Genomic DNA, 25,585 nt, shown 5'->3' with positions numbered 1-25,585 from the left:
AAATGGGGGAAATAACTAAAAAAAATAATAAAAAAAGGGCATACCCATGGGCTTTATTGAGTTTCCGTGAGTGCTCACTTATTATAAGGAGGAAAAAATATGAAGATTCCTAATCATATTGGTATAATACCTGATGGAAATAGAAGATGGGCTTTAAGTAGGGGACTCTCAAAAGATAAGGGGTATTCCTTAGGAATAGATCCAGGATTACTACTATTTAAACAATGCCAAAAATATGGAATTAAAGAAATTACCTTCTATGGATTTACTGTAGATAACACTAAAAGACCTACTGTACAAAAAAAAGCTTTTATTAATGCATGTATAAAAGCTGTTGAGGTTCTTACTAAAGAAGATGCAGAACTTTTAGTCATTGGCAATATAAATTCTCCAAGCTTCCCAAAAGAATTAATGCCTTATACAAGACGAAGAGTTTTTGGTAGAGGTGGTACAAAGGTCAATTTTTTGGTTAATTATGGATGGGAATGGGATTTAAATCTATTAAAAAGCTGTGATAAAAACAGAAAAAATATAGTAAATAATATAAGATCTTATGATGTTTCACGAATTGATTTAATTATTAGATGGGGTGGAAGAAGAAGGCTTAGTGGATTTTTACCTGTTCAATCTGTTTACTCTGACTTTTATGTTTTAGATAACTATTGGCCTGATTTTAGACCTGAAGATTTAGATGAGGCACTTGAATGGTACAACACACAAGATGTAACTTTAGGGGGCTAGCCCCCCTTTTTAATTATTTATACATTCTGATAGAAAAAACCGTACTATCATCTTTTCTATTAGAAAACAATTCAATTTCTCCGCCATGATTCTCTACTATTTTTTTAGCTATAGCTAACCCTAAACCTGAACCATCACTACTTCTACTTTCATCGCCTCTTACAAATGGATCAAATACCTTATCCTGAATTTCTGATTTAATGCCTATTCCACTATCTGCTATTTCAATAATTACATATCTTTTAAACTCTTTTACTTCTACTCTAAGCTTTGTCCCTATAGGATTATATTTTATTGAATTTTGTATTAAATTACTTATTACTCTTTTGAAAAGCTTAGCATCTATCTTTAAATTAATAGCTTCCTCTGGAATTTTTACTATTAACTCAAAATTCTTTTCTTCTAATTCATCATAATAATTAACTATAACTTGCCTTATAAACTCACATATATCAATTTTTTGAAGTTTTAATACATATTGAGTGCTGTCCATTTTTACAAATTCAAATAAATCATCAACTAATTCTCCAACATGCTCTGCTTTATTATATATGGTTTTGTAGTATCTTTCCTTCTTTTCTTCTTCCTCAATAAGACCTTCATAGAGAGCTGCTGAAAATCCCCTGATGGTTGTAATTGGAGTTTTTATATCATGGGATAAATCCATTAACATTCTAGTTTTACTTTGTTCTAATTTAGCATTTTCTTCTCTGCTATATTTAAGTTTATCTATAAGAAAATTAATGGTATCACTTATTACTATGAATTCTTTTTGCCCTTTTATAACAAGCTTTTCTTCATAATCCCCTTCAATGACCTTTCCTAAAGCTTCATCTATCTTCTTTAGGGGTCTTTTTATCTTCTTTGCAGTCCAAATACTATATATTATTATACTTATTAAAAATAACATAATTGCAGCAGCAATAACCTTTGCATATAGTTTATATAAAGGTTTTCCGACCTTATATGGAACACTATTTAGATGTAGATTTAATGTTAATTTATCTTGTGGTATCATTATTAAAACAATATAATGTTCTTCATCACTTTTATTTATAGTTTTACATATAACATTAAATCTAGATTCTTTATTCCCCATACTGATGGTATCTTCAAATTCTTTATTAGTATAGCTTGCTTTTATATTATTAGGCACTTTTCCATCTGTGTAGATAACTTTTTTATTGCTATCCAGCACTTCTAAATATCCACCTATACTTTTAAGCTCTGCAGTATTTATATCTTTATAATCAGAATACTCATCATTTATAAGACTATATACTGGAACATTCTTATTTTCTTCTATATACTTTGAGAGAGTTATCCCTAACACAAAATAACTACCTATAAATATACATCCTAATATTATTACGAAAGTTATATAGTATTTGAATAAAGCAACCATAAGTTGCTCATTTTTCCTTTTTCCCATACTACTTTACCTTCTTTTCAAATTTATATCCTAATCCTCTTACAGTTTTTAAATATATAGGGTTTCTTGAATCTTCTTCAATCTTATCCCTCAGCCTACTTATATGAACCATAATAGTATTATCACCACTTAAAAACTCTTCATTCCATACAGTCTCAAATATTTGATTTTTTGTTAATATTCTACCTGCATTCTCCATAAGAAACTTCAATATTCCATATTCAATTGATGTTAACTCTATTTCTTCCCCTCTTACAGTGACTCTCACATCGTAAGTATCCATAGATACCTCTCCAATAGTGATGGTTGTCCTACTTTCTTCATTTGAACTTAGATTATATTTTCTTCTTATTTGAGCATTAACTCTAGCTACTACTTCTAAAGGATTAAAAGGTTTTGTTATATAATCATCAGCTCCTAAATCCAATCCCAATATCTTGTCTGAATCTTGATTCTTGGCAGATAACATTATAATGGGAATATTATAAACCTTTCTTATCTCTTTTACTACCTTATATCCATCTATTTTAGGCATCATTATATCTAAAATGGCTAAATCAAAATTTTTATTTTCTTCTATCTTCTTCAAAGCATCCTCTCCATCAGTTGCTTTAATTAACTCATACCCTTCTTTGGATAAATACAATTCTAATATTTCTAATATCCCCTTTTCATCATCACATATTAAAATTTTTCCCTTCATGTCATCCTCCCTCAAATAAAAAATAACTTCCATCATTTCTAATTTTAACTAAAAAGATAATTTAACTAAAAAAAGTCCATATTGGACTTTCCTTAATTATACAATATATATTATAATTTTTAAATAAAAGTTTTTATAAATACAATTACAATTAATACAGGTGTAAGATATTTTATGATAAAATACACACTATTCGCTAATTTGTCATTCTCTAACATACCATCATTTGTTAATTCCTTTCTCATATAGTCAGATTTTACAAAATACCCACATAAAATTACAAACAATAATCCATTTAGTGGCAATAATATTTTGCTCGTAAGAGAATCAAACAAATCAAATAAATTATAGTTAAATAATTTAAATTCTGAAAGAACTGCTCCTTCTCCTACTGATAATGATGTTAAAGATCCTATTAGCATTATTATAAATATATTTATTAATATAGCTTTTTTCCTATCAACTTTAAACTCTTCTATAAATGTAGCTATTAAAACTTCTATTAATGAAATTGTAGCCATTGTTGCTGCCATTGCTGTTAGAAAGAAAAATATAACTAATAATATTGTTCCTCCTGGAATTTTTTCAAAAATTAATGGTACAGTATTAAATAACAATCCAGGACCACCTGTAGGTGCTAACCCAAAAGAAAATACTGCTGGAAATATTGCAAGCCCTGCAAGCAGTGACACTCCTGTATCCGCAAGAGCTACTTTAGTCCCTGTTCCAATAAGACTATTATCACTTGTAAAATAGCTACTATATGTAGCCATTGAACCAGTTCCTATTGAAAGCTTCAAAAAAGCTAGCCCTAATGCTGTCAAAACTACGCCAAATGAAATTTTTGAGAAATCAGGTTTTAATAAAAATGTAATTCCCTCTACTGCCCCATTAAGTGTTAAACTTCTAATTACACATAATATAAGAAGTATTATAAGTAAAGGCATTGCTACTTTCGTTATCTTTTCTATACCACTTTTCACTCCAAAAGCCAATATAGCTGAAGCCACTGCAACTATTATAAATTGCCATACTATTGGATATATTGGACTTAAAGTTGTGGAATTAAAAATAGCTACAGTTTCTTCTGATGTTATACCTTTAAAAGTCCCTATAATTGCTTTGAATACATATGAATATACCCATCCACCAACAACTGTATAAAAAAACAGTATACAATATGATGCTAACATTCCTATAACTCCTGCAATTCTAAATACTTTAACATTAGTTATAACTTTTGTTGCTCCCAAAAGATTCTTTCTACTTCCTCTTCCTATAGAAAATTCACTTATTAAAGTAGGCAATCCTATTAAAAATACACATCCTAAATAAACTATAATAAATGCAGCTCCACCATTTTCACCTACAATATAAGGAAACATCCATATGTTCCCAAGCCCTACAGCTGAACTTAATGTCGCTAGAAATGCTGTTAAACTTGAAGAAAACTTTTCTCTTTGTTTTTCCACATACTTCACTCCATCATTCGTATTTTCCTTGTATTACGTTTACTTACTAAAACAACGAAAAGTTATTTTTTAATATAATAATCTATTTTTTAATTCTTTTCTCTTCTTTTTAGTAAGTCCATATTCCTTTTCAAGATAGGTATCCATATCACCATATTTGTCTTTTATACTTTTAAATGAAGCTTCTAGAAATTCCCTTTTTACTTCAAACATATAGCTTAATATTTTTACTCTATCTTTATTAACTATCTTGCCCTTAATTTTAGAAATTATTTTCTCATTTATCTCTTTTCTATAAAAATTAGTTGCAAGATAATCTTCCAAAATGGTCTCTTCTGGCACTCCCAATATAGAGAGTATTAGAGCAGCACCAAATCCAGTTCTATCTTTTCCTGCAGTACAATGAAATACGACAGGTAGTCTTTCTTCATTTTCAATGCAATTTACCAGTTCTTTAAAAGCAATGTTGTTAAAAATCATTGTACTGTATCCCTTAATTAAAATTTTCCTTATATCTTCTGCACTTACAAGATTACTAGAAAATATGGCTGCCATATCAAAATTATCCTCTATCTTATCCATTGCTGGCATTGCTGATATATTCTTATATTCTATACCTTCTATTTTAACATCAGGATTCATCTTAACTTCTCCAGCTGACCTAAAATCCAATATAGTTCTTACATTTAAATTTTTTAGATACTTTACATCTCTTTGAGTTAATGATGAAAGTTTATCTGATCTATAAAATGTATTCCACTTTACTTTTCTTCCATCTTCACTTTTATAACCACCAATATCTCTACAATGATGTACTCCTTCCAAATGTAGCAAGACCTCTCCTACTACCTCTGAGTGATATCCTTCTGACCTTAAAATAAACAAATTTCTTTTTTCTTTATCGGGGTCTTTAATTATTGCCTCATTAGTTCCCTTTACTTTATTTAACAATACTTCCTTGTCTTCTAATAAAGCAAATATACTAACTTCCTCAATATTTTCATCCTTCCAAGTTATTTTAAGTTCTTCTTCTGTAAGTCTAAAAACATTAATGGATTTGAAATAATTCATTAGGTCCCCCTTAACTATTTTTTTATATCTGAAATATTATAAGGTGTATTTTGATATACACAATAATTTAACCAATTAGTAAAAACTATATGTGCACTTCCTCTCCATCTCATAGATGGTATTAAACTTGGATTATCCTCTGGAAAATAATTTTTAGGTATATCAATTTCCATATCTTTCTCCTTATCTCTATAATATTCATCCATTAATGTATTTCTGTCATATTCTAAGTGTCCTGTTATAAAAATTTTTCTATGATCTTTAGTTGAAACGATAAATATTCCTGCCTCTTCTGATTCTGAGAGTATTTCAAGTTCTGGATTTTTTTCTATATCCTCTTTTCTAACTTCTGTATGCCTTGAATGAGGCGCATAAAAAATATCGCTTAAACCTCTTGTTAATTCTGATTTTTCATTATTCACAATATGAGGAAATACCCCAAATTTTTTCTCATTCAATAAATATTTAGGAATCCCATAATGATAGTAAAGCCCTGCTTGTGATGCCCAACATATGTGTATTGTTGAAAATACATTGCTACTACTCCATTCCATAATTTCCTCAAGTTCTTTCCAATAAACCACCTCTTCAAAATCCAATCTTTCAACTGGTGCCCCTGTGATTATTAATCCATCAAATTTTTCATCTTTAACTTCATCAAAATAATTATAGAACTTTTCTAAATGTTCTATAGGTGTATTTTGAGAAGTATAACTTTTTGTTTGAATCAATTTTACTTCTACTTGAAGTGGTGAATTAGATAAATATCTCAGCAATTGATTTTCTGCTTGTATCTTTTTAGGCATCAAATTCAATATAGCTATCTTAAGAGGTCTTATATCTTGAGTATTAGCCCTTTCATTGTTCATAACAAATATGTTTTCATCACTTAAAACTTTATATGCCGGTAACTCTGATGGTATTTTTATTGGCATATTAATCGCCCCCCTGTTATTTAATTATGCTTTTCTTTAATTTTTATATTGATTTTATCATAATTATTTATTTTATCATATTTTTATGAAAAATAATTAAAAAAAGCTTGATTATTTTCTAAAAAGTTGTATTATAGACTAAATATAATTATATATTATCACTGTAAAACTTCATATTGCATAACATAAAAAGAGGTGATCATTTTTGGAAAAACTTAGCTTTATAGAAAAAATTAAAGGAGCTTCAAAAGAAATTTCTTGTGATATAGTAATTAAAAACATATCTATAATCGATGTATTTGGACAAGAGTCTTATATAAGCGATGTAGCAATTAAAAATGGATATATAGTTGGAATTGGAGATTATGAATGTAAAAACATAATAGATGGTACAGGTAAATATATTTGTCCTAGCCTTATGGATGCTCATGCCCATATAGAATCATCTTTAACTACCCCTAATGAATATTCTAAAGTTGCCCTTCTTCATGGCGTTACTTCATTAATAGCTGATCCTCATGAAATTGGAAATGTTTTAGGTATTGAAGGAATAAAGCTTTTAATGGATCTTAGTAAAAATATTCCTTTTGATTTTTACTTTATGCTTCCTTCTTGTGTTCCTGCAACACCATTTGAGAATTCTGGTGCCATTCTTGATAATGAAGCTTTAAAATCATTATATGATGATAAGATGGTTTTAGGATTAGGTGAAGTCATGGATTGTCCTGCTGTAACAAATGGCAATGATGATATGATTTCTAAATTACTATCTATTATAGAAAAAGATAAAATAATTGATGGTCATGGTGCTGGTCTTACATTAGACAATATAAATGCTTATTGCACTGCAAACATTAGAACAGATCATGAATGCAATAATCCTCAAGAAGCTATTGAAAAACTTAGGAGGGGTATGTATATCTTCCTTAGAGAAGGTACTGTAGCTAAAAATCTAAAAGATTTAATATCAATAGTCTCTGTAAAAAATAGTAGAAGACTTTGCTTTTGTACTGATGACAAACATATAGATGATTTAATTAAAACAGGAACAATAGATTCTTCTATTAGAACAGCTATTGATTTAGGAGTTGATCCTTATTTAGCAATTCAAATGGCAACATTGAATGTAGCAGAATGTTATAACTTAAAAAATAAAGGTGCAATTGCTCCTGGTTATATTGCTGATTTTATTATTTTAAATGATTTAAAAACTTTTAAAATTCATGAAGTTTATAAGAGAGGTAAATTAGTAGTTTCAAACGGGAAATTTGTTTCAGATGAAGCACCAAGAAAATTCACATCTGAAATTAGAAATACAATAACTTTGCCTAAACTTGATCAATCTTCATTTAAGATTGATTTAAATAATAAAAGTATTTTAAATGCTATAGAACTAACTCCAAACAAATTAGAAACTAAACATTTAAAATTCAACATATCAGAACTAAATCTGAAAGGTGAATTTGAATCTTCATTAGAAAAAGATTTAATAAAAATTGCTGTTATTGAACGTCATAAAAATACTGGTAATATTGGACTTGGCATTCTTAAAGGTATTGGATTAAAAAATGGTGCAATAGCCACTACTATAGCACATGATTCCCACAATTTAATAGTTTGTGGAACAAATGATGATGATATGATTATAGCCTCTAATAAATTAAAGGAAATTGGTGGTGGAATAATTATCACCTCTAATGGAAAAGTTTTAGCTTCTATAAAATTAGAAATTGCTGGTTTAATAACTGCTCGTCCTCCAAAGGATTTGTTAGATGATTTAGAAAGACTTCATATTGCATTAGATGAAGTAGCGCCCAATATTAATTTTAATCCATTTTTGACTTTATCATTTTTATCATTACCTGTAATACCTGATATAAAGATTACTGATAAAGGTCTTTTTAATGTATTAAACTTTGAATTTATATCTGTAACAGAATAGAATATAAAAAGGTGTTTAAAAGTTAATTTTAAACACCTTTTTATATTCAATCATTCTACTAATAGTTACTGCTCCTTTCCTATATGTTTTTCAAGCAGTAAAAATATGTTAATATAAATTATCATGCAAATTAATTCTAAAATTCTTTTATAAATAATTTATTAAAAAAGACTGTCACAATGGCTCTAATCAGCTAATGCGAAAGTCTCTTTTATCATGATTATTAATAATTTTCTACTCTACTAACTATTTAATATAAACTTCTCAACAACTTCAGCAACACCATCTTCTGTGTTTTTGCCAGTTATATAATCAGCTATTTCCTTTACATTTATGCTAGCATTCTCCATTGCAACTCCAAGCCCAGCAAATTCTATCATATCTAAATCATTCCCAGCATCCCCTACTGCTATTATTTCTTTTGGTGAAACATTTAAATAATCTGCTAATGCTTTTAACCCTACTCCTTTTCCTGACTCTTTATTTATTATTTCTAAGAAATATGGTGTACTTTTAACAACATTATATCTATCATAAATTTCTTTTGGTAAAGCTTCTATAGCCTTGTCCAAAATTTCTGGCTCATCTATAAACATTATCTTTACTATATGTTCATTTTCTTCAATTGCATTAAAGTCACAAACATTTATAGGAATATCATTAATCTTGGCTTCAACTTCAGTATACTTACTTATTTTAGGTGTTATTAGCCCTCTATTAGTAGAAAAAGCATGTATATTTACTCCTAACTCTTCACTTATTTTATATGTATAATGAAGATCTTTTCCCAAAAGGCCTGTCTCACAAATTATTTCTTCACCCTTTGTTTTTTGAACTAAACTACCATTGTAACTTAATACGAATTCATTATCATCAATTAAGTCTAATTCATCTAAATATCTTTTTAACCCATCAGCAGGTCTTCCCGAAGCTAAAACTACTTTAACACCCTTTTTTCTCGCTTCTAATAATGCATTTTTTGTTCTATCAGTTATTATTTTTTCATCATTCAACAATGTTCCATCCATATCTAGAGCAATAATTTTGTACATATAGTATGTCCTCCGTTTTAAATTTTAATATATGTTAATAATTATAACATAAAAGCTATTACTTTTTACATATTTCTTATAACCATACCACATACTATATCGTAGTATATAATTACTTAGGAGGATTTTTTTATGAAAAATAAACTTAAAATTATTATTTGTTTTATTTTACCACTTTTTCTGATATTATTTGTAGATTTTAATGCCCCTACAAATACTTCTTCTGTCGAATCAGAAGTTTCACAACAATTTTCTTTAGATTTTTCAAATACTGATAATTTGCCACTTAACTTTAGAAAGACTTCTGACCTAAGTAATTTGAAAGACAAAAACTTAGATCTTACAGGTCTCGATTCCTTAAATATATCTGGTAGTGGTGAATTTACATCTCTTTCATTATTAAAATTGAAAGAAAATTTAAACACCCCCCCTCCTATTGTAATAGTTGATTTGAGGCAAGAAACTCATGGATTTATTAATGGTAATTCTGTAAGTGACTCCAACCAATACTGTAATGTTGGATTAACCTTTAATGATATTTCAGAAAGAGAAAAACAAGTATTGTCTAATATTCCATTTGGAAAGTCTATTTCCTTAGGTAATGAAAACCATTCATTAATTCCTACTTTAGTAGAAACTGAAGAGAATTTAATAAGACCAAATAACTTAAGATATGTTAGAATTCCTGTTAAAGAAAATGGTCGTCCTACCGATGAAACTGTAGATAGATTTGTTGAATATATAAATACATTAAAAAAAGATACTTGGCTTCATTTTCATTGCAAACTAGGTGATGAAAGAACAACCATATTTATGTCCATGTATGATATGATTAAGAATTCAAATAATACAGAATTAAAAAATATCTTAACTAGACAAGAAGCTTTAGGTGGAACTAATTTGCTTAACTTAGATGAACATGACCCTAAATCAATCTTTATTAAAAATTTCTATCAATATTCTCGTAATGCTGACTTTAAAATTTCTTGGAGTAACTGGATAAAACAAAATAATATTGAACCTTATAATGCAGAAAATGAACTTCCTAAATAGGTTAGGAAGTTTAGGAATAATCAAAAAAATAACAAGTCAATCCGCCAGACTATTTTTCCATCATCCTTGTGTCAGCAGATTGCCCTAATAGCCTAATAGCCCGCTATGAGACCAATCTGCTTCCTTTCCTGATGAAAAATATTCATTGCAAATTTGGATTTGTTATTTATTTTCATGTCCCTTATTTTGTAACTAAACCTTTTATGACTCATACTATATTATTAACTAGAACTTTGTCGAGGTATGAGTTATGATTGAGTCTCTTTTACTAGTATCCTCAGTATGTATAGATGCTTTTGTCGCTAGTATTGCTTATGGCACAAATAAAATAAAAATTCCAATTACCTCTGCTTTAATTATAAGTGGTATTGGTTCTTTAATTCTTGGTATATCATTATTTGCTGGAGGTTTTATAAAAGATTTTTTACCTGGAAAACTTCCTATAATATTGAGTTTCTCTATACTGATGATTTTAGGTATATATAGGTTATTTGAAGGTTTATTTAAAAACTTTATTCAACAAAAAAGTGCTTTAGACAAGCCCCTTAAATTTAAACTCTTTGATATGAACTTTGTATTACAAGTTTATGCTGATGAAACTAAAGCAGACTTTGATAAATCTAAAGTCTTAACTCCCAAAGAGTCATTTTATTTAGCAACGGCCCTTTCTTTTGATAGTTTAGCTGTCGGTTTTGGAAGTAGCTTAGTTGGGGGAGGCTATATTGAGACAATTCTTCTTTGCTTCATAATAGGTATTACTGTTGTTCTACTTGGAGTATTTATAGGTAAAAAATTACTAGAAAAATCTAATGTTAACCTATCTTGGTTGTCTGGAGTAATACTTATGATTCTTGCTATAAACAAACTATTTTAGGGACAATCAAAAAAAACTGTCTTAAATTTAGACAGTTTTTTGGTTAATTTGAATAATCTAATAGATTGATTCTCCATTATGATTATCATATTGTGGATGATTTTTTTCATTTCCCTCATTATTTTGACTATCATGCAATTTTTGTCTTCTCTGACCCTTTTGCACTCCATTATTAGGCTGCTTACTCTTACTCATAGTTATCCCTCCTCATAAATATTATGTCTAATAGTTCTAATATTTATGAGAACAAAACTACATCTTTTCTGGCTCTTTATATTCTACCCCATTAGTATCTACTTTAATTGATTCTATCACTACATCTTTTACTGGTTTGTCATTGTTTCCTGTTTGTACAGATTCAACTTTATGTACTATATCCATTCCTTCTATAACTTTGCCAAATGCTGCATAATCCCCATCTAGATGGCTTGCTGCCTTAGTCATTATAAAAAATTGACTTCCTGCACTGTTTTTATCATTGGCCCTAGCCATAGATAGAACTCCTTCTGTATGTTTTAATGTATTTTGTTTAAATCCATTTTTAGAGAACTCACCTTTAATCTTGTAATCAGGTCCTCCACTTCCATCACCTTTAGGATCTCCACCTTGAATCATAAAATCTTTAATAATTCTATGAAATGTTAACCCATTATAAAACCCTTTATTTGAAAGAGAAATAAAGTTATTTACTGTGTTTGGTGCATACTCTGGATATAATTCAGCCTTAATTGTACCATAATCTTTAATAGTTATAGTTGCTATTGGTAACTTTCCATCTGTCTTTGTATTTTCTTCAGCTTCTTTACTTACACTATTATTACTATTGCTGCTATTTTTATCATTACTACTATTGCCACACCCTACCAAAAGCATAAAGCAAGCACTTACTATTAATATAGCTTTTGTAAAAAATTTTCTTCCCACCTTTAATACATCTCCTTAAATCTCAAATTGTTCAATTTCTATATCAAAATAACCACATTCAGTACAAACAATTATACTTACTATATAGCTATCATTGACCTTACCCGCTCTCTCCATCTTTGCATAACTTTCCCCTTCTTCTGTTTCAAAGCTATTAGAAACTACATTTCCATCCTTTGTATACAGATAAAAATGATATTCATAAAATTCATAGGATTTACTCTTCCCTTGCTTTTCTGATTTACAATTTAAACAAGGATAATTATAATATGCTTTTTCAAAGTCTAATTCTTTTCCATCTAATATGTTTAATATGTAATTTTCATCGATATCCTTTATTGAATTTTCCTCATCATTTAGAAATTCTACAAAATGTTCTTTATCTAGAAAGTATTCTTTATTATTAGCTAAAAACTTCATCTTAATATCTCCTATCTTTTAATTCTCTTATTATTATACCAAAATTTTCAACTTTATTGCACTTTAAATCTTTTTCTAATAGTAAAAAATCAAATTATTAATAGTTTTCACACATTTCTTTCTATATCATTATAGAATCTATAAGGAACACTATAACCATTTTCTTTTTTTCTTCATACGATAGCTACATTTCCATAAGCTTTTATTCCTATAATTCCTTGATTATTTTTATCAAAAAGTTACATGGAAATATCTGGAGTGGTATTAGTTGTTTGATTATCAGAACGTTTTTTAAATCTAATTTTTGCAAATAATTTGTAATTTATTTCTTTTTTTAATTTTTACATAAAAACTCTCCATGAATACACTAAAATATAATATAAATACTTTAATGCATTTATGGAGTATATATTAATTTTTATTTAAAAATTTTAATACAAACTTAAATAATATATTATTAATTTATCACCTAAAAAAATAGCAAAAATACTTCCAAGTGCTAAATATGGTCCAAAAGCAATTTCATCTTTACCATCTCTTAATTTAAATATTAAAAATATTATTGTTATAATACCTCCAATCATAATAGCTGAAAATACTGCAAATACTATAAGCTTAGCTCCTAAAAAAAGTCCACAAATTGCAGAGATTTCTTTATCTCCTCCACCCATTTTCCCTGTAATTCTTTCAATCATGTATATTATCAAAAATCCTATAATAGCCCCTAAAATATGATTTTGTAGATATTCACCATTCTTTATCCAACATATTCCGCCAAAAAATATTCCCATTACTAATCCAAATATTATAGTTCTCTCATATACATATTTAGTATTAAAATCTATCATTCCTATTACTAATAATATTGATATTAAAGTACTATACTTGAAAAAATCTATGGTTAATCCTAACTTCATATACAACATTATATAAAATGTTGTATTAATAATTTCTAATAATGGATATTGTATAGATATTTTTTCTTTACAATTTCTACATTTTCCTCTTAAAAAAATATAGCTTAATACTGGAATTAGGTCATAAAACTTTAAACTATACCCACAATGTCTACAATGAGATGAAGGAAAACTTATAGACTCCTCTTTTGGAATTCTAAATATACAGACATTCAAGAAACTTCCAATACATAAACCTATTAATATAACAAAAAATAAAATAATTATCACTCCTATTTATATATCTTTATATTTAGAGTATGGACTTACTTTCGAACATTTTAAACATAAATTTTGTTTTCTTTGCAATAAAAAAGTGGCTTAGCCACTTTTTTTTAAATGTTCCCTGCCTTTTTCTTGCCTTTTTTTGCTTTTCCTTGTATCTCAGGAACTGATGGTTCTGTGTTATTAAAATGAGATTTATGATTACTTTCAGTTCCATGAGGTTCATTTTCATCTGGTCTTCTCATTCCTGCCTTTGCCATAAAATCACTCCTTATATTATAATAGTTATAGTTTTTAGATTTAAAGCTAAAAATATTCGTTGTAAATTTTAGATTAAATATTCTCTGTTTGAAATATTCCGCTTAATTTATTGTAGCTTCTTTTTCCATAGGCATTATAAGCTGTAACTATAACTTCATACTGAGTATTTGGATTTAATCCTTCAAACTTTTGAATTATAAATTCTGGAGTAGGAATTAAATAGAATTCTGAACTGATTTTATAACTTTTATCTATTTCCCCTGTTTTTACATTTTTAAAATCATATTTATATGAATATACAATATCATCATCTTCTTTTATCTTTGCTTGACCAATTTTAATCTGGCAGGTTACATTACTAACATCATTTATTTCAAGCTTATTATCTTTATCAAAATATGGTTCTTTACTCTTATCCTTTCTATCTTTTGTATATTTAAAATCTTCTACTCCCTTTGAAGTATTAATAATCCAGTCAGGACCAATATATTTTCTTGATAATAAATCCAATCTTTTTATTTTTACAACACTTCCTTCTACTTCTACCACCATCATTTGTGAAGCATTTCTTGAATTTGGTGGTATACTTCCATACATCATATCTTGATCTAATTCAAAATAACTTATAGTACTTGTATTAAGAGCTGTAAAAGTGTTTTGGTATATACTTTTGGGATCATTTAAAGGATAGTGAGAATGTCCTGAAAAATGGATAACTTGAGGATAATTATTAAATATCTCAGATAAATCATTTGTATTCCATAAATCAGTTCCACATACTGTATTTTTTATTCCATGATGCATAAATACAAATATAGGTTTCTTAGGATTTTCTTTAGTAGCTTCATCTAACTGTTTTTTTAACCATTCTTCATCTAGATTATAAGTACTTCCTCCATACTCTTCTTCACTTGAATGTGGACTTATTGTAATGAAATGATAACCATTTATAATCAAATTCTCCTTAGGATTTTTTCCAGTTATTTCTTTAAATAAACTTGCTGTGTTTCCTTCATGATTTCCCATAGATGCTATAAGTTCTGTTTCTGACTTTTTATTTTTATCTATAATAGACTTAACTGTATTATATTCTAATTCAAATCCATTATCTGTTAGATCCCCTACTATAGCTATAGCTTTCATTCTGGGATCTAAACTATACATAGTTGAGAATACCTCATTAAGTCTTTCTATCTCCTGCAATTTATAAAGCGATATATGTATATCACTTATTACAGAAAATCTTATATCTACATTATCATCTAAAGTTTCAAATTTTGACTTTACACTTGCTTTAGGAATCTTTGCAATAAAGGATATAAGTACTAAAAAAACTGTTATTAAAGTTCTTATTATCTTCTTAATCATTTAATTTCACCTCTTTAATCCACTATATATTTATATGTTTCCCAATAAATTCTTCATTGATGTATATCTTATCCAACACACATGGTTTAAATATTTTTTCTGTAGTTATATATTCCATTATAATACAAAACCTGTAATAATTTTGTTATTATTACAGGTTAATCTTGTTAATTATTTTATAAACTCTATTTCACCTTTTCTGAGTCTTTTTATTCTAGCTAAAGAATATACATCATAACCTTTTCCATCTAGAATTTCTCTTCCTTTTTGAAAAGATTTTTCTATAACTATTCCAATTCCTCCAACCTTGGCTCCAGCATTTTCTATAAGCCTTGCTGCTCCAAGTGCTGCTTCTCCATTAGCTAAAAAATCATCTATTACTAATATATTATCATCTGCACTAATATATTTTTTTGATAATGTAAGTTCATAATCCAGTCCCTTTGTAAAGGAATGTACTGTTGTTTGATATACATCATCCTTTAATATCTTAGATGTTTGTTTTTTTAATGTTACCATTGGCAAATCCATATGTAGTGCCGTCATAACTGCAGGTGCTATACCTGAACTTTCAATTGTAAATACTTTAGTTATCCCTTTTTCCTTAAAATACGTCTTGAAATAAAATCCAATTTCTTTCATAAGTTTTGGGTCTACTCCATGATTTAAAAAAGAATCAACTTTCAATACATTTTCATTTAATGCTTGTCCTTCTTCTAATATTTTTTTACGCAATAATTCCATCATTACATTCCTCCTTCTTTTCTTCTTTTAGAACTTTATTTAATATTAATGCTACTATTGTACCTGTTGAAATTCCTGATGAAAATATTAATTTTATCCCTTCTGGAAGTTGTGATATAAATTCTGGTCTAAATGTAACTCCAAGACCTAGCCCTATTGCTGTTGCTATAATTAAAATATTTCTATTAGTCATTTTTACAGTACTTAATGTCTTAATTCCAGCTGCTGCAATGGTCCCAAACATAACAACTCCAACTCCACCTAAAACTGGTGATGGCATTATATTTATAACAGCTGAAAATTTAGGTAAAAATCCTAATGCTACTAATAAAACACCAGCCACAATAGCTACTCTACGACTAGCATTTTTTGTTAATGGTATAAGTCCAACATTTTGACTAAAAGTTGTATTTGGGAATGTACCTAAAGCTCCTGCTAAAGCGCTGCCTACACCATCTGATAATACTCCTCTTCCTATAATTTTATCATCAGTTTTAACTTTAGCAACTTCACAAATTGTAGCTAAGCACCCAACAGTTTCAATTACTGTGACTATATAAGCTGGTACAAAAGCCATAACATACTTTAAATTAAACTCTACCCCAAATTCAAATATCTTTGGTACCCCAAACCAACTTGCTTCTTTAACTAAAGTAAAATCAACCATTCCTAGAGGTATGCAAATTATATATCCAATAATCATTCCTATTAAAACTGATGCAGAACTAATTATTCCTTTACCATATCTATTAATCAGTAAAGTTATAATAAGTACAAACATAGCAATAGCTATATTTTTAAGACTACCATAATCCTTAGCACCAGAACCTCCTGCTGCCCAGTCTATTGAAACTGGTATTAAAGTTAATCCTATTAAGCATACAACTGTTCCTGTAACTATTTTAGGAAAAAGTTTTAGCAAAGGTTTTATAAAAAAACTAAGTATAACTTCAACTAATGACCCTAAAATTGTTGCTCCAACTACTGCTGGAAGTCCAGCCACTGACCCAACTGCTATTATAGGCGATACAAATGTAAAATCTGTTCCCATAATACAAGGTACCCTTGCTCCTATAGGTCCAATTCTTCTTGATTGCAATATAGTTGCAATGCCTGAAGCTAAAATTGTGGCTCCAAGTATTGTTGTAGAAGTCTTTCCATCTAACCCAAGTGCATTTGATACTACTAAAGGAACTGCAATTATTCCTCCAAATGCTGCAAAAATATTTTGTAACCCAAGTAATATTTGTACAGCTATACTAGGTTTATCATCTATATTATATAGCAATTCATTATTACCTAGTTCTTTTTCTGTTTTTTCCATTAATCTTCTCCTTTTTAATATTCTAATTTTTCTTTTCAATAAAAAACAGCACCTCTTTTGAGGTGCTGCCTTCTACAAAAATAAATAATTACATAAAAAACAACCAACCTCGTAGTCTGCTATTTTATGGCTAGCAGGTAGAAACTTTGGGACCATATTTCCCATATTATACGAGTATCTATAACAGACTTGATTATATCATAAATTGCCATTTCATGAAATTATTTATTTTAATCCTTCTAAATATCTTTCAATTCTCTTTAATGATTCAACAATATTTTCCATAGAAGAAGCATAACATGCTCTTATAAATCCTTCTCCACATTCACCAAAAGCATTTCCTGGAACTGTTAATACTTTTTCCTTCTTTAATAAATCTTCACAAAATTCATCTGAAGTCATTCCTGTAATCTTTATAGATGGGAACACATAAAACGCTCCTAATGGTTCAAAGCATTCTAACCCAAGCTTTCTAAATCCATCTACTAAAACTCTTCTTCTCCTATTATATTCCTTAACCATTTTACTAACACTTTCCTCTCCATTTTTAAGTGCTTCTATAGCTGCATATTGTGCTGTTGTAGGTGAACACATTATTGAATATTGATGTATCTTTTTCATTTCCTCTATTAAAATTGAGTTTCCGCAAACATATCCAAGCCTCCATCCAGTCATAGCATAAGACTTAGAGAATCCATTAATAACCACTGTTTGATCCTTAACTTCAGGAAAAGAAGCTATTGATATATGGGGTTTATCATAAGATAATTCTGCATATATTTCATCTGATAAAATTATAATTTCTTTTTCTTTTAATAAATCTACCAAAGGCTGAAGCTCTTCCCTTGTCATAATAGCTCCTGTAGGATTGTTAGGAAATGGTATTATTACTACCTTTGTTTTTTCAGTAATTGCTTCTTCAAGTTCTTTCCTAGTAAGTTTAAAATCATTTTCTGCTTTTAAGTTTATTACCTTTGATTTAGCTCCTGTAAATGCAGTACATCCTTTATAAGCTACAAAACTTGGTTCAGGAATTATTACTTCATCTCCAGGTCCAACTAAAGCTCTTAAAGCTATATCAATACCTTCACTTCCACCAACTGTAACTATTATTTCATCTTGTGGATTATATGTTAAATTAAATTTTCTATTTAAATATTTAGATATTTCTTCTCTAAGTTCAATAAATCCAGCATTTGATGAATAATGTGTATGTCCTTTTTCTAAAGAATATACCCCTGCTTCTCTAACATTCCAAGGTGTAACAAAATCTGGTTCACCTACACCTAGTGAAATAACATCATCCATTTCATTTACTATATCAAAAAACTTTCTTATGCCTGATGGGGGCATATTCTTCACATCATCTCTAATCATCTTCTCTAGTATCATATAAAAATTGCCTCCCTGTCATCTGTTTTCTCTTCTTTAAATATTGTTCCATGTTCTTTATATTTCTTAAGTACAAAATGTGTTGCTGTTCCATTTACATATTCTTGACATGCCAACTTTTCAGATACAAATGATGCTATTTCTTTCATACTCTTTCCTTCTACCATAACCATAAGATCAAATCCACCTGAAGACATTAAATAACAAGACTTTACTTGATCAAACTTATATATTCTCTCTGCAACACTATCAAATCCAACACCCCTTTGAGGAGTAATCTTTACTTCTATTAGTGCTGTAACAGCCTCTTTACCAACATTTTCCCAATTTATTAATGTCTTATATCCAGCAATTATACTTTTTTCTTCATATTCCTTAATGGATGCTTTGACTTCTTCTACTGACTTACCTGTCATAACTGCAATCTGCTCATCAGTATACCTACTGTTTTCTTCTAAAATTTCTAAAATTTCTTCCATTTTAAATCCTCCATAAATATAAATTGAGTAATAAAAAAAACTCCATCCCCAAAAAGGGACGAAGTTAGTAATCCGCGGTACCACCCTAATAAGTAAATTTCTTTACTCACTCTAGTAAGAATACGATCATATTCTTCCCTTTATAACGTAAGGGTTACGGCATTATCTACATTAAGAATAATCTTAGTTCTCAATAAGCGATTCAAAGGCTGCTTCTTAAAAGATTCCTACTAAGTTTCACCTAACCTTAGCTCTCTAAAAGGAATTTATTTTATTACTCTTCCTTATCATTATCTTTTCCTATTACATAAATATTATCTATTATAATTTATGCTAAGTCAATGATAATTATTGGTTATTTTTAATTAATTCATTACATTCTTTAGCTAGTTTTGTAAAACTGTCAAGAGACCTCTCTATTTTTTCATAACTTATACAATAAGAAAGTCTAACATATCCAGCTCTTCCAAATGAACTTCCTGGAACCATAAGCAAGTTATATTTCTTACCCATTTCTACAAACTTTTTATCATCTTCAATTAATGCTTTAGGAAACAGATAAAATGCACCCTCTGGTTTTATACATTCAAAGCCTATTGATTTTAAATGATTATATAATAAATCCCTATTTTTCTTATATATATTAATATCAATTTCTGCACCTAAAGTTTTAGCAATAACTCTTTGAAAAAGAGATGGTGCATTTACAAATCCAAGTATTCTATTAGCAACATTTAAAGAGCCTATGATATCTTGAAAATCATCTATTTCTGGATTTATCGCAATATACCCTATTCTTTCACCTGGGAGAGATAATGATTTACTATATGAATAACCTATAAATGAATTTTTATAATATTTAAGTATAAAAGGAACTGCTACTCCAGCATAAGAAATTTCTTTATATGGTTCATCAGAAATTAAGAAAATGCTTGTTCCATATTCTTTTTGTTTCTTTTCTAATACATCTGCCATTCTTTTTATTGACTCTTCACTATATACTACGCCTGTAGGATTATTTGGTGAATTAATAATTATAGCTTTTGTCTTCTTATTTATTCCTTTTTCTAATTCCTTTATATTAGGTTGAAAAGTTTTTTCTTCAGATTCTACTATAACAAGTTTACCTTCAAAATTCTTAACATAATTGGCATACTCCCCAAAAAAAGGTGCAAAAGTTATAACCTCATCATCTGGATTAAGTAAGGTTTTCAATATAATATTTAATCCACCTGCTGCCCCACAAGTCATTACTATATTATCAGGAGTTAAATCAGTACCATTTAATTTATTTATGTATTTTGATATTTCTTTTCTAACATCTTCATAACCTGAATTATTCATATATCCATGCACATAATTAGGACTTTCTTCTTGTAAAATATCTGTTATAGCTTTTTTTATGGCTTCAGGTGGTTCAACATTAGGATTTCCTAAACTATAATCAAAAACATTTTCTTCTCCATATATTGCTGATAACCTTTTACCTTCTTCAAACATAGCTCTAATAGTAGAACTATTTTTAACCAATTCTTTCATCTTCTCAGAAATCATTTCTTACCCCCTAAAATAATAATAGTAACTATAATCTTATAAAATTATAGTTACTATTATACCATTTTTCTCCTACATATATGCAATATATATATCAATTATATATATATTTTTATTTATTATTTCTTGATAGATAATGATACAATGCTCCAATTTTATTTGCATCATTACCATATTGGCATTTTTTTATTTTTGGTTTAATTGTCCCTTCAGTATTTTCTAATAACCACTCTAGTTTTTTATCTATAGATGAAATATAATTCTTTCTTTCACAAATTGCTCCACCTAATACTATTACTTCTGGATCATAAGTATATTGAATATTATAAATTCCAATTGCCATATAAGTAAAATATTTTTCAACTTCTTCTACCGCAATAGTATCTCCTTTTTCATAAAGTTCAAAAGCCCTTAATCCATCTACATCTTCTTCCTTTAATCCTTTTCTATTAGCAATATTTCTTGCTAAAGCAATAGTTGATCCTATTCTACTCCAACTTAATAATTCATTTTCTTCATAATTTAAAATGCAGTACCCAAATTCTCCACCATGCCTGTGTGTACCTATATGAATCCTTTTATCTTTAACTATTGCACCACCAATTCCAGTTCCACATACTATAAAAGCTAAATCACTTTCTTCTTTCCCTGCCCCTAACCAAACTTCACCTAAAGCTGCACAATTCGCATCATTTTCCAGCTCTACATTTAGACCTGTCTTATTAAGTAGAACTTCTTTAAAATTAGGACCATGAATATATGGTATTGCACTTGTTCCACCTATAACTCCTGTTTCACTATCAACTGCTCCTGGAGCACTAATAGCTATTCCTTGTAAATCATAACTGCCTCTATTATCATTTACTATTTTCACTAAACCTTGAAAAAAAGTATTAATATCACTAGCTACATCTATTTTGTCACTATTTAATATTTCACCAACTTCGTTTATTACAGATGCTTTAATTGAGCTTCCTCCAATGTCAAATACCATATAATTTTTCATATTGCTTTCCCCCTAATTAAAATCCATTGTTTTCTACTACTTCCTTAATCCATCTTCCTGATTCTTTAATAGTTTTCCTTTGTGTTTTTAAATCTACTGCAATAAATCCATATCTATTTTTGTATGCATTAGTCCATGACCAACAATCTATAGGAGTCCATGTATGATAACCAAAACAATTTGAACCTTCTTCTATACCTTTATGAAGGTATTGTAAATGTTCTTTATAGAAATCAATTCTGTAGTTGTCTTCAATAACACCATTCTCATTTATATATTTATCTTCCCCTTCTACACCCATTCCATTTTCTGAGATGTACCAAGGAATATTTCCATAATTATTTTTTATATTTAGGGCTATATCATACATACATTTAGGATATATTTCCCACCCCCTATATGGATTTAGTCTTTTTCCTGGCATATCATAATTATCAAAATACTTATCTGGCATCCAACCTCTTGCAATATCAAAATCAGATTCCTTTGCTTTAACTCTTCTTGGTTGATAATAATTAACACCTAGAAAATCAATTGTATTTTCTTTAATTATCCTTAACTCTTCCTCTGTTGATTCCCAAATCACATTATCCTTCTTAAGTGTTTCAACAAGACTTTCTGTAAACTTTCCTTTTACTGCTGGGTCTAAGAAAGAATTATTAAAAAAATCATCTGCAAATTTACTTGCTTTAACATCTTCTTCATCTTGTGACCTTGGATATGATGGTGTTAAATTAAGAACTATACCTATTTTTCCACCCTCTTTATTATATCCCATATTTTTATATTTTTGTATAGTTTTTGCTGACGCTAAATTAATGTTATATAATACTTGTATAGCCTTTTCTCCATCACTAATTAATGGGTAATGGAATTTGTATAAATACTCTCCTTCCACAACAACCATTGGTTCATTAAAAGTTGTCCAATGCTTAACCCTATCACCAAATAGCTTAAATGCAGTTTCTGCAAACTTAACAAATAAGTCAACCACATGTTTAGATTCCCATCCACCATATTTATCATATAGTTCTACTGGTAAATCAAAATGATGTAAGTTAATTACTGGAATTATATCATTTTTCAAAAACTCATCTATTACATCATTATAAAATCTTATTCCATCCTCATCAGGGAGTCCTGTTTCTAAATTCTTTATAAGTCTTGTCCATTGTATTGAAGTTCTTACACTATTAAGTCCAATTTCTTTAATCATAGATATATCTTCTTTATAACTATTATAAAAATTAGATGCTATATCAGGCCCAACATTATCAAAAAAAGCATCTGGATCTATATCATACCAATAATCAAATACACTCTTATGTGGTTTATTAAATCTGCCTTCAGCTTGTGGCCCTGAAGTAGCTGATCCCCACCAAAAATTTTTAGGAAACTTTAATTTTGTAGACATAACTATTACCCTCCATATTAATTTACTATATTTTCAATTCTACACCCATAATACTTTCTCGTCAATAAAAGTCATGTCTTTTACTAATATTAATATGTCATTTATTTATAAAGATGATATTAAAAAAAGTGGCTATGCCACTTCATCTTATACTTTATATTTTAAGTTATTTTTATTTTTATTAGAACTCTTTTCCTATATATTAATTTTCTATTTGATTTATTCTGTTAACACATATCCAATACCTTTAAGCGTTTTTATATAATCATGTTTAATTTTTTTTCTAATATTTTTTACATGAGCATCTATTACTCTGGTATCCCCATAAAAATCATATCCCCAAACATTTTCTATTAAAAATTCTCTACATGCCACCTTAGGATATATTTCTATTAAAATTTTTAATATATTAAATTCTTTTAATGTTAACTCTATTTCCTTATCTTGAATGTAAGCCTTATATGTACTAAGATCAAGCTTTAACTCCCTAAATTTAACTAACTTTCGAAAGCTTCTCAATTGTTTTTTTCTTTTTAAAACTGCCTCTATTCTCTTAATTAATATATTTAAAGAAAATGGTTTTTTAACATAATCATCTCCCCCTAAATTAAATCCTTTTATCTCATCTTCTTCATTGATTAACTCTGTTACAAATATAATTCCAACTTCTTCATTATCTTTTCTTATAATTTTGCACAATCCATAACCATCTAATTTAGGCATTAATATATCTAAAATAACTAAATCATAATTATTATTTCTATAATACTCATATCCTTCCATACCATCACTTGCTGCATCTACATCGTAATCTTGGGACAATAGGAACTCAACTATAAGCTCTTGCATTTTTAAGTCATCTTCTACCACAAGAATTCTACTCCGCATTTTATACCCTCCGCTGTCACTCTCATTGATTTCTTTACACTTTATAATATCATTATATACTAAAATAATCCCATATAAGATTATATCTTATATGGGATTATTTATTCATTTAATGTAATTACCCAAATATAATTACATTGATATTAGCTCCCCAGCTAATATCGACCATTTTTAGTTTCCCAATGTCCCAACCTAGTTAAAAGTAACCTCTTAGTGATTATACTAATCACCATTTCATCGTTTACAAAATAAATTATTCTCACAAAAATTAATGATTTATTTTATATTAGACTTAAAGTTCTAATCTCTAAATCCAATATAATAATAATATATATATTTATAATTAAAATGAATTTAATGTGAATTTAATGTGCGATTTGTAAACATAAAAAGTATACATATATATAATATTCCATTTAACTAGATTGTTCTAATGCTTAATTAATTTTCCTTCTTTCTCTGCCTTTCTTTCTTCTATTAAATTTTTTAAGAGATAATTTAAAGTCCAATTTATTGATGTTTCTGTAACTATAGCCTTCATGGTTGGAGCTATTCTCATCTTTTTCATATTATCTATGAATATACTTACTTTTTTAGATGGTAAATTATTAAATATAATAGCTCTATCCTTTACACCTGTACTATTATTATCTTCACTAATATTATCTTTCAAAATGTCTTTTATGGTATTCTCTGAATTTTTCCAACAAACTTGAATCTGATCATTTATTCCTACCATTAAAGCATAACTTTTAATAAGTTTTTTCTCCTTATCATTAAAATTGCATATAATTATACATTCTCTATCATCCATATTTTTCTCCTACTTTTTATTATAATATACTTTTATATGTTTCCTCTTTAAAACCTAAAATAATCTTATCATCTTTTATTAGCACAGGTCTTTTAACAAGCATTCCATTAGTAGATAAAATTTTAGCTGCTTCTTCTTTTGTTATATTTTTAACCTTATCTTTTAAATTCATTTCCTTGTATAAATTTCCTGATGTGTTGAAAAATTTCTTTGTTTCTAAACCACTAATCTCCATCCACTCTAACAACTCTTCTTTTGTAGGATTTTCCTCTACTATATGTCTATCTATAAACTCCATGTTATTATCAATTAAAAATTTTTTAGCCTTTTTACATGTAGTACATTTTGGATATTCAATAAATGTTATCTTCATATTCACACCTCTTATTAATTAATAATAGTTATTATATCATAATAAACTAAAAAAAACTATCTCTTCTATAAAGAAAAGATAGTTTTATATAACCTGGCAACGTCTTACTCTCCCACACAGTCTCCCATGCAGTACCATCAGCGCTGTAGAGCTTAACTTTCCTGTTCG

At 28.3% G+C, this 25,585-nt stretch carries 26 protein-coding genes, 1 pseudogene, 1 riboswitch and 1 other annotated feature; of the genes and pseudogenes, 4 read left to right on the top strand and 23 right to left on the bottom strand.

All coding sequences use genetic code 11. From position 1 onward, the window contains the following. The first annotated feature begins 99 nt into the window (after window positions 1–99). Window positions 100–741: an undecaprenyl diphosphate synthase family protein gene (locus tag NNC19_RS21075; RefSeq protein ID WP_310940666.1), complete on the top strand. Its 642-nt coding sequence runs from the start codon at window positions 100–102 to the stop codon at window positions 739–741. Between the two features lie 13 nt (window positions 742–754). On the opposite strand, the gene NNC19_RS21070 is transcribed toward NNC19_RS21075, so the two are convergent. The 5 genes from NNC19_RS21070 to metA all read right to left on the bottom strand — a co-directional run bounded on the left by NNC19_RS21070 (window position 755) and on the right by metA (window position 6,354). After that, the gene (locus NNC19_RS21070) at window positions 755–2,173 is read right to left on the bottom strand and encodes a HAMP domain-containing sensor histidine kinase (RefSeq protein WP_310940665.1); all 1,419 of its coding nucleotides are present in this window, start codon (window positions 2,171–2,173) and stop codon (window positions 755–757) included. A gap of 1 nt (window position 2,174) precedes the next feature. Further along, the gene (locus NNC19_RS21065; RefSeq protein WP_310940664.1) at window positions 2,175–2,876 is read right to left on the bottom strand and encodes a response regulator transcription factor; all 702 of its coding nucleotides are present in this window, start codon (window positions 2,874–2,876) and stop codon (window positions 2,175–2,177) included. Window positions 2,877–2,995: 119 nt separating this feature from the next. Next, complete coding sequence (locus NNC19_RS21060) at window positions 2,996–4,348, bottom strand: sodium-dependent transporter (RefSeq protein ID WP_310940663.1); 1,353 nt, start codon at window positions 4,346–4,348, stop codon at window positions 2,996–2,998. A 69-nt stretch (window positions 4,349–4,417) separates the two neighbouring features. Beyond that, window positions 4,418–5,419 (bottom strand): tyrosine-protein phosphatase, encoded by a 1,002-nt coding sequence (locus tag NNC19_RS21055; protein ID WP_310940662.1) that lies wholly within the window; start codon window positions 5,417–5,419, stop codon window positions 4,418–4,420. Window positions 5,420–5,433: 14 nt separating this feature from the next. Further along, window positions 5,434–6,354: a homoserine O-succinyltransferase gene (gene metA / locus NNC19_RS21050; protein WP_310940661.1), complete on the bottom strand. Its 921-nt coding sequence runs from the start codon at window positions 6,352–6,354 to the stop codon at window positions 5,434–5,436. 205 nt (window positions 6,355–6,559) lie between these two features. On the opposite strand from metA, the gene ade reads away from it, so the two are divergent. Then, the gene (gene ade / locus NNC19_RS21045) at window positions 6,560–8,296 is read left to right on the top strand and encodes an adenine deaminase (RefSeq protein ID WP_310940660.1); all 1,737 of its coding nucleotides are present in this window, start codon (window positions 6,560–6,562) and stop codon (window positions 8,294–8,296) included. A gap of 242 nt (window positions 8,297–8,538) precedes the next feature. On the opposite strand, the gene yidA is transcribed toward ade, so the two are convergent. Next, on the bottom strand, window positions 8,539–9,348 hold the full coding sequence (yidA, locus tag NNC19_RS21040; RefSeq protein ID WP_310940659.1) for a sugar-phosphatase: 810 nt from the start codon (window positions 9,346–9,348) through the stop codon (window positions 8,539–8,541). Window positions 9,349–9,480: 132 nt separating this feature from the next. Here yidA and NNC19_RS21035 point away from each other — a divergent pair, with 132 nt between their 5' ends. Further along, window positions 9,481–10,401, top strand: a complete 921-nt coding sequence (locus tag NNC19_RS21035; RefSeq protein ID WP_310940658.1) for a fused DSP-PTPase phosphatase/NAD kinase-like protein — start codon at window positions 9,481–9,483, stop codon at window positions 10,399–10,401. Window positions 10,402–10,651: 250 nt separating this feature from the next. Continuing rightward, a complete protein-coding gene (gene ytaF / locus NNC19_RS21030; RefSeq protein ID WP_310940657.1) occupies window positions 10,652–11,275 on the top strand; it encodes a sporulation membrane protein YtaF in 624 nt (207 codons plus the stop codon). A 57-nt stretch (window positions 11,276–11,332) separates the two neighbouring features. Here ytaF and NNC19_RS21025 read toward each other — a convergent pair whose 3' ends face one another. The 17 genes and pseudogenes from NNC19_RS21025 to NNC19_RS20945 all read right to left on the bottom strand — a co-directional run bounded on the left by NNC19_RS21025 (window position 11,333) and on the right by NNC19_RS20945 (window position 25,417). Next, a complete protein-coding gene (locus tag NNC19_RS21025) occupies window positions 11,333–11,470 on the bottom strand; it encodes a clostri-philic family protein (protein WP_310940656.1) in 138 nt (45 codons plus the stop codon). Window positions 11,471–11,527: 57 nt separating this feature from the next. Beyond that, on the bottom strand, window positions 11,528–12,148 hold the full coding sequence (locus NNC19_RS21020; protein ID WP_310940669.1) for a peptidylprolyl isomerase: 621 nt from the start codon (window positions 12,146–12,148) through the stop codon (window positions 11,528–11,530). Window positions 12,149–12,214: 66 nt separating this feature from the next. Then, window positions 12,215–12,619 (bottom strand): DUF3785 family protein, encoded by a 405-nt coding sequence (locus NNC19_RS21015; protein WP_310940655.1) that lies wholly within the window; start codon window positions 12,617–12,619, stop codon window positions 12,215–12,217. A 431-nt stretch (window positions 12,620–13,050) separates the two neighbouring features. Further along, window positions 13,051–13,536: an A24 family peptidase gene (locus NNC19_RS21010; protein ID WP_310940668.1), complete on the bottom strand. Its 486-nt coding sequence runs from the start codon at window positions 13,534–13,536 to the stop codon at window positions 13,051–13,053. Window positions 13,537–13,542: 6 nt separating this feature from the next. Further along, window positions 13,543–13,806, bottom strand: a pseudogene (locus tag NNC19_RS21005) (prepilin peptidase); the annotation flags it as partial. A 104-nt stretch (window positions 13,807–13,910) separates the two neighbouring features. Beyond that, complete coding sequence (locus NNC19_RS21000; RefSeq protein WP_310940654.1) at window positions 13,911–14,060, bottom strand: hypothetical protein; 150 nt, start codon at window positions 14,058–14,060, stop codon at window positions 13,911–13,913. Between the two features lie 73 nt (window positions 14,061–14,133). Then, window positions 14,134–15,429, bottom strand: a complete 1,296-nt coding sequence (locus tag NNC19_RS20995) for a metallophosphoesterase (protein WP_310940653.1) — start codon at window positions 15,427–15,429, stop codon at window positions 14,134–14,136. A 171-nt stretch (window positions 15,430–15,600) separates the two neighbouring features. Continuing rightward, window positions 15,601–16,173 (bottom strand): xanthine phosphoribosyltransferase, encoded by a 573-nt coding sequence (locus NNC19_RS20990; protein ID WP_310940667.1) that lies wholly within the window; start codon window positions 16,171–16,173, stop codon window positions 15,601–15,603. Then, window positions 16,157–17,497 carry a nucleobase:cation symporter-2 family protein gene (locus NNC19_RS20985; protein ID WP_310940652.1) on the bottom strand — a complete coding sequence of 447 codons (1,341 nt, stop codon included), beginning with the start codon at window positions 17,495–17,497 and terminating at the stop codon, window positions 16,157–16,159. The genes NNC19_RS20990 and NNC19_RS20985 overlap by 17 nt, the downstream gene beginning before the upstream one ends. 92 nt (window positions 17,498–17,589) lie before the next feature. Beyond that, window positions 17,590–17,691, bottom strand: a riboswitch (purine riboswitch). Window positions 17,692–17,722: 31 nt separating this feature from the next. Then, a complete protein-coding gene (locus NNC19_RS20980; RefSeq protein ID WP_310940651.1) occupies window positions 17,723–18,889 on the bottom strand; it encodes an aminotransferase class I/II-fold pyridoxal phosphate-dependent enzyme in 1,167 nt (388 codons plus the stop codon). Continuing rightward, the gene (locus NNC19_RS20975) at window positions 18,886–19,368 is read right to left on the bottom strand and encodes an Lrp/AsnC family transcriptional regulator (RefSeq protein ID WP_310940650.1); all 483 of its coding nucleotides are present in this window, start codon (window positions 19,366–19,368) and stop codon (window positions 18,886–18,888) included. Before NNC19_RS20975 ends, NNC19_RS20980 begins: the two co-directional genes overlap by 4 nt. Window positions 19,369–19,419: 51 nt before the next feature. After that, window positions 19,420–19,668, bottom strand: a binding site (T-box leader). Between the two features lie 48 nt (window positions 19,669–19,716). Further along, the gene (locus NNC19_RS20970) at window positions 19,717–20,922 is read right to left on the bottom strand and encodes a pyridoxal phosphate-dependent aminotransferase (protein ID WP_310940649.1); all 1,206 of its coding nucleotides are present in this window, start codon (window positions 20,920–20,922) and stop codon (window positions 19,717–19,719) included. Between the two features lie 112 nt (window positions 20,923–21,034). Beyond that, window positions 21,035–21,928 (bottom strand): ROK family protein, encoded by an 894-nt coding sequence (locus NNC19_RS20965; RefSeq protein ID WP_310940648.1) that lies wholly within the window; start codon window positions 21,926–21,928, stop codon window positions 21,035–21,037. 16 nt (window positions 21,929–21,944) lie between these two features. Continuing rightward, the gene (locus NNC19_RS20960; RefSeq protein ID WP_310940647.1) at window positions 21,945–23,342 is read right to left on the bottom strand and encodes a glycoside hydrolase family 1 protein; all 1,398 of its coding nucleotides are present in this window, start codon (window positions 23,340–23,342) and stop codon (window positions 21,945–21,947) included. Between the two features lie 219 nt (window positions 23,343–23,561). Further along, window positions 23,562–24,230: a response regulator transcription factor gene (locus tag NNC19_RS20955; RefSeq protein WP_310940646.1), complete on the bottom strand. Its 669-nt coding sequence runs from the start codon at window positions 24,228–24,230 to the stop codon at window positions 23,562–23,564. A 430-nt stretch (window positions 24,231–24,660) separates the two neighbouring features. After that, window positions 24,661–25,044, bottom strand: a complete 384-nt coding sequence (locus NNC19_RS20950; RefSeq protein ID WP_310940645.1) for a DUF3783 domain-containing protein — start codon at window positions 25,042–25,044, stop codon at window positions 24,661–24,663. A gap of 19 nt (window positions 25,045–25,063) precedes the next feature. After that, window positions 25,064–25,417 (bottom strand): Spx/MgsR family RNA polymerase-binding regulatory protein, encoded by a 354-nt coding sequence (locus NNC19_RS20945; protein ID WP_310940644.1) that lies wholly within the window; start codon window positions 25,415–25,417, stop codon window positions 25,064–25,066. Window positions 25,418–25,585 lie beyond the last annotated feature (168 nt).

This window comes from Clostridium sp. SHJSY1, assembly GCF_031626875.1.
Taxonomy (GTDB): domain Bacteria; phylum Bacillota; class Clostridia; order Clostridiales; family Clostridiaceae; genus Clostridium.
The sequence above is the reverse complement of the archived record's forward strand: the minus strand, read 5'-3'. Positions and strand labels throughout refer to the sequence as shown.